A 10,189-nucleotide genomic window follows, 5' to 3' on the forward strand; every position below is an offset into this window, starting at 1 on the left:
TCAAGACTTCTTTGAGACAACTCCTTACTATTATATTTACCGAACATGAGGCGCTAGGAAGAATTAGTGCGAGGGTGTGCTGTACGCCATTCTTGCCACTATGAATCAATGAGGCTTATGCAAATACTTTTACATGCGCAAAGAAAGTGCTTCCGATCAGGGCTTTTTATGGATCCCTCCTGAATTTTGCATAAGCCTCTATAATACTTTTTTAGGAGTCAATCCAAAGGATTAACGGCAATATTGATCGTTTCATTCACAAGCGCGAAAGCGGACCCGCGCTGGAATGAATAAGACACGTCACTTGAGGATCGCCCGCCCGCCGATGATGTTAATGAGATCACGCACGGTGATTGAGAACGAGGGCGTTCCTCCAGCAGGCCGTCATCGCCAGGACCGATGTGGATCGAGGCGGTAACTAACCGAGGCTGAGCCACCGAGTCCAACCCGTTCAGGCCGCTACCCGCGCGCTCAACCTCGGTTGCGAACAGGGCACCGGTGTACTGCACCAGCCCGCACCCTTACTGCTGCGTGATGTCGATCTCCTGCATCAGGTCGGCGTCGATCGCGACGCGGACCTTCTCGAGCAGGCCGTCGGGCGCAGGCGAGTCGATGGTAATGACCGAGAGCGCCTTGCCTCCCGCCTCGGTGCGTGCGATCTGCATGCCGGCGATGTTGACCGCAGCCTCGCCGAACTCGCGCCCGTACACCGCGACAATGCCGGGACGGTCGACATAGCTCATAACCACGAGGTGCTTCGCGATCGGCACCTCGACGTCATACCCGTTGATCGCCACAATCTTCTCGACCTGCTTGGTGCCCGTCAGCGTGCCGGAGACCGAGATTTGCGAGCCGTCCGAGAGCGCCCCCCGCAGCGTGATCACGTTGCGGTACTCGTCCGAGACCGCATCCGTGATGAGGCGCACCTCAATGCCGCGCTGCTCCGCGAGCACCGGCGCGTTGACGTACGAAACCGTCTCGGACACGACGTTGGTGAACACGCCCTTGAGTGCCGCGAGCTTGAGTACCTTGACGTCATAGTCGGCGAGTTCGCCACGCACCTCGACATCGATAGAGGTGACGGGCGAGTCGGCGAGGCCCGAGAAAACCTGGCCGAGCTTCTCGATCAGCGGGATACCCGGGCGCACATACTCGTCGATCACGCCGCCGGCGACGTTCACCGCGTCGGGCACGAGTTCGCCCGAGAGCGCGAGCCGGACCGAGCGGGCGACCGAGACTCCCGCCTTTTCCTGCGCCTCATCGGTCGAGGCCCCCAGGTGTGGAGTGACGACCACGTTCTCGAGGGCGAGCAGCGGCGAGTCAGTCGGCGGCTCCTTCACGAACACGTCGAGCCCAGCGCCGGCAATGGTCTTGGCGACCAGGGCACGGTGCAGCGCATCCTCGTCGATCAGTCCGCCGCGTGCGACGTTGACGAGGAACGCCGTCGGCTTCATCAGCGCGAGCTGCTCGTCCGAGATCATCCCGGTCGTCTCGGCCGTCTTCGGCATGTGGATGGTGATGAAGTCGCTCGCAGCAAGCAACTCCTCCAGCGGGAGGAGCGTGACGCCGAGCTGCTGGGCACGCGCACTCGTGACGTACGGGTCGTAGGCGACGACGTCCACTCCGAACGCTTGCAGGCGTGCGGTGATGAGCGCACCGATGCGGCCGAGCCCGATGATGCCGACCGTCTTCTCGTAGAGCTCGACACCGGTGTACTTCGACCGCTTCCACAGGCCCTGTGCGAGGGCGTTGTGTGCCGCCGGGATATGGCGCGCGAGGCTCAGGATGTGGCCGACGGTCAGCTCCGCGGCCGAGATGATGTTGGAGGTCGGCGCGTTCACGACCATCACTCCCGCAGCCGTCGCCGCCGTGATGTCGACGTTGTCGAGGCCGACTCCCGCGCGCGCGATCACCTGGAGCGAGGGAGCGGCGGCGATCGCCTCCGCGTCGACCTGGGTCGCCGACCGCACCAGGATCGCGTGCGCCGAGCCGAGAGCCTCAAGCAGCGCCGGGCGGTCGGTGCCATCCACGGACCGGACGTCGAAGTCGGGACCGAGCGCGTCCACGGTGGCGGGCGAGAGTTCTTCGGCGATCAGGACGACCGGCTTTGTCACGAGAAGCGCTTCCTTCGGAGAGGGGACGGAGCGGGCACCGACAGCGGGGTCGACAGCCCCCCGTCACTGTAGCGGAGGGGCGCCCGCCCCCCGGGCCGCGTGACGCGGAGCGTCAGGTCAGCGCGATAAGCCTCTCGACGCCGACAACCAGCTGCACGTCGAGTGAGAGCGCGGCCGAGAGGCAAAGGGCCGCGGTGAGGATCCCGACCCGCGCGAGGAGCCCGCGGCGGCGTCCGAGGACGAGTGCGATCGCGAAGCACACCACCGGCAGCACCAGGCCGACCAGCAGCACCGTCCATCCCGTGGGGGTGAGGTCGGTGCCCAGCAGCGCCGCGTAGCTGCGCAGCCCGACCAGGTTGCCGACCGCCTCCCACACGTCCCAGGCGAAGAACAGTGCGAAGAGGACGGCGAGCAGCACGGAGGAGAGCAGGAGCCGACGAGGCCGGTCGCGCCGTCCGGTCCCGCCGAGGGTGGCCCGGGTGGAGTCGGTCATCACGCGCCCTTCAGGAAGGGCAGCGGAGCGAGCAGGACGAGCCCGGCGACGAGCCAGAGCACGCGAGTGCGCACCCGGGAGTCGCGGCTCGCGAGCAGCACGACGGCGAACCAGACGGGTGGCGCGGCGACCGCGAGCCAGAGGCCGAGCGAGTACAGTCCTCGGCCCAGACCGTCTGCCGACTCGAATCGACCGGCGACGGTCGGACCCTGCCGCGTCGCGGTGATGCCCCAGGCGATGGCGTACAGGAGGTAGAGACCGGCCGCGATGCCCGAGGCGATCAGCAGGGCGGAGGAGACAGCGTCCGCGGAGTCGTCCTCGTCCGTGGAACCGGAGTCCTCGGAGACGTCGTCGCCGGCCGTCACCCGCGGCGCGCGGCGCGCGCGCGCCTCACCCGCGGCGAGCGTCGGGTCCGAGCCCTCGCCCGCCCACTCCAGGGCCTCCTCTGCCGCGTCCTCCTCTGGGTCGGAGCGCAGCGCGTCGCCCCGCAGTGCAGCGCTCACCGCGTCGTCGTCCTCCGGGGAGCGGCCCGGTCTGCCATCGATCACCGCAACACCCTAGCCGCGCGCTCCTCGCAGCACGCTCGGAGCCCGCCGCCGCCTCCCCGTCACCCGTCGGACACCCGGCGTCCTCCCCGGCGTGGGAGGCTCTGCGAATGGAGGACCGCCGCCGCTTCGTCGCCCTCGGCGACTCATTCACGGAGGGAGTCGGCGACCCGCACCAGCGCCTGCCGAACGGCGTTCGTGGCTGGGCCGACCGTGTCGCCGATCGCCTGGCGAAGGCCGAGCCCGGCTGGGGGTACGCGAACCTCGCCATCCGCTCGAAGCGCCTCGGCCAGATCGTCGACGAGCAGCTCGCTCCCGCCCTGGCACTGCGGCCGACCTTGATCACGCTCTACGCGGGCGGCAACGACATCCTGGATCTCGGCACCGATATGACCGACCTGATCGCGCGCTATGAGGCACTGGTCGACGCGCTCGCGACGACGGGCGCCTCCCTCGTGCTCTTCACCGGCTTCGACATCCCGGGCCTGCCTGCCCCGCGGATGTTCGTGCGCCGCAACCGCCTCTACAACAGCGCTGTGCGGAGGATCGCCCGCGAGCGCGGCGGAATCCTGGTCGACTACTGGCGGATGCAGGAGTTCGGCTCCCCCGTGCTCTGGGCGAGCGACCGGATGCACCTCTCCACACGCGGCCACCGCGTCCTCGCGGGCCGCGTACTCGACACGCTCGGCGTCCCGCACAGCATCTCGACCGGCCCCTGGGAGGCACCCGAGCCGCTCAGCCTGCGCGAGCGGCTGCGCGACCAGCAGCGTTGGGCGGCCGACTGGGTGCTCCCGCTCGTCGGACGCAAGCTCCGCCGCGTCACCCTCGGCGACCACCTCTCCCCCCGCTGGCCCGAGCCCGTCCTCGTCCCGCCCCAGGGCGGCCTCCGCCGCCTCGTCCGCACCACCCCTCAACGCGAGGGAACCCCGACCCGTGGAGGGAGCCCGCGCTCACGGGCTCCCACCACGAACCGGGGTTCCCTCGGTCCGCGAAGCGACTAGCGCGCGACGCTGCCGTCGGTGTAGTCCTCGTCGGTCTGCTTCCAGGCGAAGAGCTTGCGCAGCTCGCGGCCAGTCTCCTCGATGGGGTGCTTCTCGCCGCGAGCGCGCAGCTCCTGGAACTCGGGCGCGCCCGCGTCCTGGTCGGCGATGAAGCGCTTGGCAAAGGCCCCGCTCTGGATATCGCCGAGGACCTCCTTCATGTTCTCCTTGACGCGCGGGTCGATGACGCGCGGGCCCGAGACATAGTCGCCGTACTCGGCGGTATCGGAGACGCTCCAGCGCTGCTTGGCGATGCCGCCCTCCCACATCAGGTCCACGATGAGCTTGAGCTCGTGCAACACCTCGAAGTAGGCGATCTCAGGCTGGTAACCGGCCTCGACCAGAGTCTCGAAGCCGTACTGGACGAGCTGCGAGGTGCCGCCGCAGAGCACGGCCTGCTCGCCGAACAGGTCGGTCTCGGTCTCCTCCGTGAAGGTGGTCGTGATGACTCCGGCGCGGGTACCGCCAATGGCCTTCGCATACGACTTCGCGGTGTCCCACGCGGTGCCGGAGGCGTCGTTCTCGACGGCGATGATGTCCGGGATGCCGCGGCCGGCGACGAACTCGCGGCGCACGGTGTGGCCGGGTGCCTTCGGCGCAACCAGGATCACATCGACGCCCGCGGGCGCTTCGATGTAGCCGAAGCGGATGTTGAAGCCGTGCGCAAAGGCGAGGGTCTTGCCCTCGGTCAGCTTGTCCGCGATCTGCTCGCTGAAGATCGAGCGCTGGTGCTGGTCCGGCGCGAGGATCATGATCAGGTCGGCCCACGCGGCGGCGTCGGCGACGCTCTTGACCTCAAAGCCGTCGTCCTCGGCCTTTTCGGTCGACGTGGACCCCTCCTTCAGGGCGACGACAACCTGGACGCCCGAGTCACGGAGGTTCTGCGCGTGCGCGTGGCCCTGGGAGCCGTAGCCGACGATCGCAACCTTCTTGGACTGGATGATGGAGAGATCGGCGTCGGCGTCATAGATGAGCTCGGTCACGTGGTGAATCCTTTTCTGTAGTGGGGCAACGGTCAGTTCTTGAAGACGCGCTCGGTGATCGACTTGGAGCCGCGCCCGATGGCGAGCAGACCCGACTGGGCGATCTCCTTGATACCGTAGGGCTCGATCACGCGCAGGAACGCATTGGTCTTGCCGGTGTCGCCCGTGACCTCGATCACCAGGGCGTCGGTCGCCACATCGACCACGCGGGCGCGGAAGAGCGTGACGGCCTCGAGCACCTGCGAGCGCGTGACGTTATCGACGCGGACCTTGACGAGCAGGTGCTCGCGCTGGACAGACTGGTCGGTGTCGAGCTCGACGATCTTGATCACGTTGACCAGCTTGTTGAGCTGCTTGGTGACCTGCTCGAGCGGCAAGTCCTCGACGTCCACGGCGACCGTAATCCGAGAGAGGCCCGCGATCTCGGTCGGGCCAACCGCCAGCGACTCGATGTTGAAGCCGCGGCGGGCGAACAGCCCGGCGACACGCGTCAGCAGTCCCGGCTTGTCCTCGACGAGCAGGGAGAGAACGTGGTGCGTCATGCGGGTCTACTCCTCGTCGTCCCAGGTCGGGCTGTGGTCTCTGGCGTACTGGACGTAACTGTTCGAGACGCCCTGCGGGACCATCGGCCAGACCATGGAGTCGCGGCTGACGACGAAGTCGATCACCACGGGCCGGTCGTTGGTGGCGATGGCGAGGCGGATGGCGTCGTCGATCTCCTCCGGCTTGGTGACGCGGATGCCGAGCGCGCCGTACGCCTCGGCGAGCTTCACGAAGTCGGGCACCCGGATGGTGTCATGACCCGTGTTGAGGTCGGTGTTGGAGTAGCGGCCCTCGTAGAACAGCGTCTGCCACTGGCGCACCATGCCGAGCGAGGAGTTGTTGATCACCGCGACCTTAATCGGGATGTCGTTGATCGTGCAGGTGGCGAGCTCCTGATTCGTCATCTGGAAGCAGCCGTCGCCGTCGATCGCCCACACGGTTCGGTCGGGCTCGCCGACCTTCGCCCCCATTGCCGCGGGCACGGAGTAGCCCATCGTGCCGGCTCCGCCTGAGTTCAGCCATGAATTCGGGCGCTCGTACTGGATGAACTGCGCCGCCCACATCTGGTGCTGGCCGACTCCGGATGCGAACACGCCCTCGGGCCCGGTGATCTCACCGATCCGCTTGATCACGTACTGCGGCGAGAGCAGGCCGTCGTCGGGCTCGGAGTAGCCGAGCGGGAACTCCGTCTGCAGCCCCTTGAGGTAGCTCCACCACTCGGTGGTCTCAGCGCGGCCGGCCGCGCTCGCCCTGGCGAACGCATTCGTGAGATCGGGCAAAACGTCCTTGAGGTCGCCCACGATCGGCACGTCGGCCGTGCGGATCTTGGAGATCTCGGCGGGGTCGATGTCCACATGCACGACCTTGGCGTGCGGAGCGAACAGCGCCGCCTTGCCGGTCACGCGGTCATCGAACCGGGAGCCGAGCGCAAGAATCAGGTCGGCCTCCTGGAGCGCGAGCACCGCGGGGACGGTGCCGTGCATGCCCGGCATGCCCAGGTGCTGCTCGTGCGAGTCCGGGAATGCGCCGCGCGCCATCAGCGTGGTGACGACGGGAGCGCCGCACGCCTCGGCGAACGCCTTCAGCTCGGCCGCCGCCCGGGCGCGAATGATGCCGCCGCCCACGTACAGCACTGGCTTCTTCGACTCGGTCAGCAGCTGCGCCGCGGCCTGAATCTGCTTGCCGTGCGCCTTGGTGACAGGGCGGTAGCCGGGCAGGTCGATCTTCGGCGGCCAGAGGAACGGCGCTTGGTCCTGCTGCGCGTCCTTCGTGATGTCGACCAGCACGGGGCCGGGGCGCCCCGTCGTAGCAATCAGCGCGGCGGAGGCGAGGGCCGAGGGGACGTCCTCCGGTCTCGTCACCAGGATGGAGTGCTTGGTAATCGGCATGGTGATGCCGACGATGTCTGCCTCCTGGAACGCGTCGGTCCCCATCAGCGTCGAGAACACCTGACCGGTGATCGCGAGCATCGGCACCGAATCCATGTATGCGTCCGCGATGGCCGTGACGAGGTTCGTCGCGCCGGGGCCCGAGGTCGCGATGCAGACACCGAGCTTGCCGGTCGCCGACGCGTAGCCCTCGGCGGCGTGTCCGGCGCCCTGCTCGTGGCGGACCAGGATGTGCCGGATCTTCGACGAGTCCATCAGCGGGTCGTAGACCGGGAGGATCGCGCCGCCGGGCAGACCAAAGACGTCCTCAATCCCGAGCATCTCGAGCGAGCGGACGACCGCCTGCGCTCCGGTGAGGACCTCGGCCGCGGGGGCGGCCCCAGAGGCGGCGGCGGGACGGGGTGGTTGGGGCGTCGGTGCGGGCTGCACGGCGGACGGGTCCGGGGTCATGCGGGTGTCGATTCCTTCGGGAGGTGGTGCGGCGGCGGGCACCGACCCCAGGGCGAAAAACTCAAGGGGAGGTACCGGGGAGACGCGAGTGCGCGGCGGCCGGAGCTGGCCGGGTCACCCGGTGACAGCGCCCTCGGCTGCCGAGCGGACGAGCTTGGCGTATTTGGCGAGAACACCGCGGGTGTAGCGCGGGGGAAAGGGTGCCCAGCCTTCTCGGCGGGCGGCGAGCTCGGATTCGTCGACGAGTAGGTCGATCGAGCGAGCGGCGATATCGACCCGAATCGGGTCTCCGTCGCGAACGAATGCGATGGGACCTGCGTCCACCGATTCGGGAGCGATGTGGCCGATGCACAGGCCGGTTGTGCCGCCCGAGAATCGTCCGTCGGTCAACAGTAGTACATCTTTCCCGAGCCCTGCCCCCTTGATGGCAGCGGTGATGGCGAGCATCTCGCGCATGCCAGGGCCGCCCTTCGGGCCCTCGTAGCGGATGACCACCACGTCGCCCTTCTCGATCCGCCCCTCGGTCAGCGCGTCCATCGCAGCCCGTTCTCGTTCAAAGACGCGCGCGGGACCCTCGAAGACCGAGGCGTCGAAACCGGCCGTTTTGACGACTGCCCCCTCCGGAGCGAGCGAACCCTTGAGCACGGTGAGGCCGCCGGTCGCGTGGATCGGGTTGTCGAGGGTGCGAATGACCTCGCCGTCCAGCGGCGCGATATCCATCTCGGCAAGATTCTCGGCGACCGTCTTCCCGGTGACGGTGAGGCAGTCCCCGTGCAGCAGGCCCGCGTCTAGCAGCGCCTTCATCACGGCGGGGACGCCGCCGTGGCGATCGACGTCGTTCATCACGTACTTGCCGAACGGCTTGAGATCGCCGATGTGCGGGATCGTGTCGCCGATGCGGTTGAAGTCGTCGATCGTGAGGTCGACCTCGGCCTCGTTGGCGATCGCGAGCAGGTGCAGGATGACGTTGGTCGAGCCGCCGAACGCCATGGCGACCGCGATCGCGTTCTCGAACGCCTCCTTGGTCAGGATGTCGCGCGCCGTTGTGCCGGTGCGCAACAACTCCACGACCGCCTCCCCCGACTTGCGGGCGAAGTAGTCACGGCGCCGGTCGGCGGCGGCGGGCGAGGCCGAGCCGGGGAGGCTCATGCCGAGCGCCTCGGCGACGCTCGCCATCGTGTTGGCGGTGTACATGCCTCCGCACGAACCCTCACCCGGCGCAAACGCGCACTCGATGCGCTTCGCGTCCTCCTCGGACATGATGCCGGCCTTCACGCCGCCGACGGCCTCGAAGGAGTCGATGATCGTGATGTCCTTCTCGGTGCCGTCCGAGAGCTTGACCCAGCCCGGGGCGATCGAGCCGGCGTAGACGAAGACGGCGGCGAGGTCCAGGCGCGCCGCGGCCATCAGCATGCCGGGGAGCGACTTGTCGCAGCCTGCGAGCATGACGGTGCCGTCAAGGCGCTCGGCCATCATCACGGTCTCGACGGAGTCGGCGATGACCTCCCGCGAGACGAGCGAGAAGTGCATACCCTCGTGGCCCATCGAGATGCCGTCGGACACGGAGATCGTGCCGAACTGCAACGGGTAGCCGCCGCCGGAGTGGACGCCCTCCTTCGCGGAGCGTGCGAGGCGCTCGAGCGACAAGTTGCAGGGAGTGATCTCGTTCCAGGACGACGCAATGCCGATCTGGGGCTTCTCCCAGTCGTCATCGCCCATTCCGACGGCCCGCAGCATCCCGCGCGACGTCGTGGCCTCGATGCCGTCCGTGACGGTACGCGAACGAGGCTTCCAATCGATTTCCGGCATGCGTCGAGGCTACCGCCTCACGCACGGCGCACCCGCTCTCCTGGCGGGCATCGATCCGTCACGAGCGGCCCGTCCGATCCGCCGCGATCGGGCCGTTCGCGACGGATCGATCGTCAGCGCCCGACGGATCCGCCGCCGCTAGATGCAGGGCTTTCGCGCGTCGCGGGACGCGACTTTCCGCGACCCTGCTCAGCGAATACTCGCTCCATCGCCTCAAGCTCAATCGACAGGGTTCGTCTGTGCAGCCCGACAGCGGCAGCATAAGCCTGCCTGGCCGCTCCTGGTGGAGTCCACCACTGCGCTTTGTCCCTCTGCCGCGAGGCGATCGGGAACAGCAGGAGCAATGACAAGGCGGACACGGCCACGACGGCGGTATTGCCGAGCAGCGATGCCGCGTCGTTCCTCGGCCATACGAGAAATCCCGCAATAAGAGTCGGCCCGCATACCGCCCAGAATCGTGAATGACCCCGTATGGATGAGCTCATTTCCTTGCCTGCGGCGCGGCAACGATCTCGGACGACAATCAATGCAAGCGGAATAATCGTCGGCAGCGAACCGGCCGTCATCATGATCACTACCGGACACAGCGAATGCCAGAAGAGCGACCGTCGCGATGGCATAAAAGAGATTGACGACATCTCTATCGATGGAATTGATCACGCGAGCGAGAAGATCTAATGACTGCAAAGAGCGTTATTCATAAGGTCTGATTCGGGTGTGTCGCTCAGAGGCATCGGCTTCCCGTTCGAGAGAATAGAAGTTCCAAAGCTCGCTATTTTCAGAACGGGAAGCCGATGCGGTACGACTCTACTACAGGCCTGGAT

At 67.2% G+C, this 10,189-nt stretch carries 9 protein-coding genes; 2 read left to right on the plus strand and 7 right to left on the minus strand.

Annotation, left to right across the window (positions count from 1 at the left end; all coding sequences use genetic code 11):
* Positions 1-521: 521 nt before the first annotated feature.
* From serA to HRF29_RS13385, 3 genes are all read right to left on the minus strand, one after another.
* The gene (gene serA, locus HRF29_RS13375; RefSeq protein ID WP_173249334.1) at positions 522-2,114 is read right to left on the minus strand and encodes a phosphoglycerate dehydrogenase; all 1,593 of its coding nucleotides are present in this window, start codon (positions 2,112-2,114) and stop codon (positions 522-524) included.
* A gap of 112 nt (positions 2,115-2,226) precedes the next feature.
* Entirely contained in the window at positions 2,227-2,607 is a 381-nt protein-coding gene (locus tag HRF29_RS13380; protein ID WP_173249335.1) for a hypothetical protein, read from the minus strand.
* Complete coding sequence (locus HRF29_RS13385) at positions 2,607-3,155, minus strand: hypothetical protein (protein WP_173249336.1); 549 nt, start codon at positions 3,153-3,155, stop codon at positions 2,607-2,609. Before HRF29_RS13385 ends, HRF29_RS13380 begins: the two co-directional genes overlap by 1 nt.
* 107 nt (positions 3,156-3,262) lie before the next feature.
* Here HRF29_RS13385 and HRF29_RS13390 point away from each other — a divergent pair, with 107 nt between their 5' ends.
* Positions 3,263-4,153 carry an SGNH/GDSL hydrolase family protein gene (locus tag HRF29_RS13390; protein ID WP_173249337.1) on the plus strand — a complete coding sequence of 297 codons (891 nt, stop codon included), beginning with the start codon at positions 3,263-3,265 and terminating at the stop codon, positions 4,151-4,153.
* Here HRF29_RS13390 and ilvC read toward each other — a convergent pair.
* The 4 genes from ilvC to ilvD form a co-directional block, all read right to left on the minus strand.
* A complete protein-coding gene (gene ilvC, locus HRF29_RS13395; protein WP_173249338.1) occupies positions 4,150-5,175 on the minus strand; it encodes a ketol-acid reductoisomerase in 1,026 nt (341 codons plus the stop codon). The genes HRF29_RS13390 and ilvC overlap by 4 nt on opposite strands.
* 32 nt (positions 5,176-5,207) lie before the next feature.
* The gene (gene ilvN, locus HRF29_RS13400) at positions 5,208-5,717 is read right to left on the minus strand and encodes an acetolactate synthase small subunit (RefSeq protein ID WP_173249339.1); all 510 of its coding nucleotides are present in this window, start codon (positions 5,715-5,717) and stop codon (positions 5,208-5,210) included.
* A gap of 6 nt (positions 5,718-5,723) precedes the next feature.
* A complete protein-coding gene (locus tag HRF29_RS13405) occupies positions 5,724-7,556 on the minus strand; it encodes an acetolactate synthase large subunit (protein WP_173249340.1) in 1,833 nt (610 codons plus the stop codon).
* Between the two features lie 114 nt (positions 7,557-7,670).
* Positions 7,671-9,365, minus strand: a complete 1,695-nt coding sequence (gene ilvD, locus HRF29_RS13410; RefSeq protein WP_173249341.1) for a dihydroxy-acid dehydratase — start codon at positions 9,363-9,365, stop codon at positions 7,671-7,673.
* Between the two features lie 471 nt (positions 9,366-9,836).
* Between ilvD and HRF29_RS13415 the strand changes: the two genes are divergently transcribed.
* Positions 9,837-10,043, plus strand: a complete 207-nt coding sequence (locus HRF29_RS13415; protein WP_173249342.1) for a hypothetical protein — start codon at positions 9,837-9,839, stop codon at positions 10,041-10,043.
* Positions 10,044-10,189: the final 146 nt, after the last annotated feature.

The sequence above is a fragment of the Rathayibacter agropyri genome, from assembly GCF_013249015.1.
Lineage (GTDB): Bacteria > Actinomycetota > Actinomycetes > Actinomycetales > Microbacteriaceae > Rathayibacter > Rathayibacter agropyri.